Source organism: Gluconobacter sp. R75690 (genome assembly GCF_015244525.1).
Taxonomy (GTDB): Bacteria; Pseudomonadota; Alphaproteobacteria; order Acetobacterales; family Acetobacteraceae; genus Gluconobacter; species Gluconobacter potus.
This window is the reverse complement of the sequence record NZ_JABCQB010000055.1, coordinates 1-554: the sequence shown is the minus strand read 5'-3', so window position 1 is coordinate 554 and position 554 is coordinate 1. Positions and strand designations below refer to the sequence as shown.

1 pseudogene is annotated in these 554 nt (G+C 59.0%); it reads left to right on the top strand.

Going from position 1 to position 554, the window contains the following annotated elements:
• Positions 1 to 554: pseudogene (locus HKD27_RS16305) on the top strand (IS3 family transposase); the annotation flags it as partial.

The window sequence follows — 554 nt, the reverse complement described above, 5'->3', positions numbered from 1 at the left end:
AAACGGTATGCGGCAGAGTTCAAGTCACGGGTTGCGCTGGAGGCGATCCGTGGGGAACTGACGCTGGCGGAACTGGCTTCGAAACATGGCGTGCATCAGACGATGATCGCCCAATGGAAGCGCCAGGCGATCGAAGGCATGGCAAGCCTTTTTTCTGGTAAGTCAGTAACGGAACCTTCAGTCAGCCCTGCTGATGTAGAGAAACTGCACGCCAAGATCGGCCAGTTGCTGGTGGAACGGGATTTTTTGCGGGATGCCTCTGCTCGGTTGGGCGTGATCAGAGGCGGCAGATGATTGACCCGAAGAGAGCATGCCTGCCGATAATCCGGCAATGCACGCTACTGCAACTCAACCGGTCGGGCGTCTACTATCGGCCTGTGCCACAGAGCGAAGCCAATCTGGAGCTGATGCGGCTGATCGACGCCCAGTTCCTGGAAACGCCGTATTATGGCTCACGGCAGATGACATGGCATCTGCGCCGCCAGGGACATGAAGTGGGCCGCAAGCGGGTCCGGCGGCTCATGGCGATCATGGGCCTGCGGGCGATCTACCAG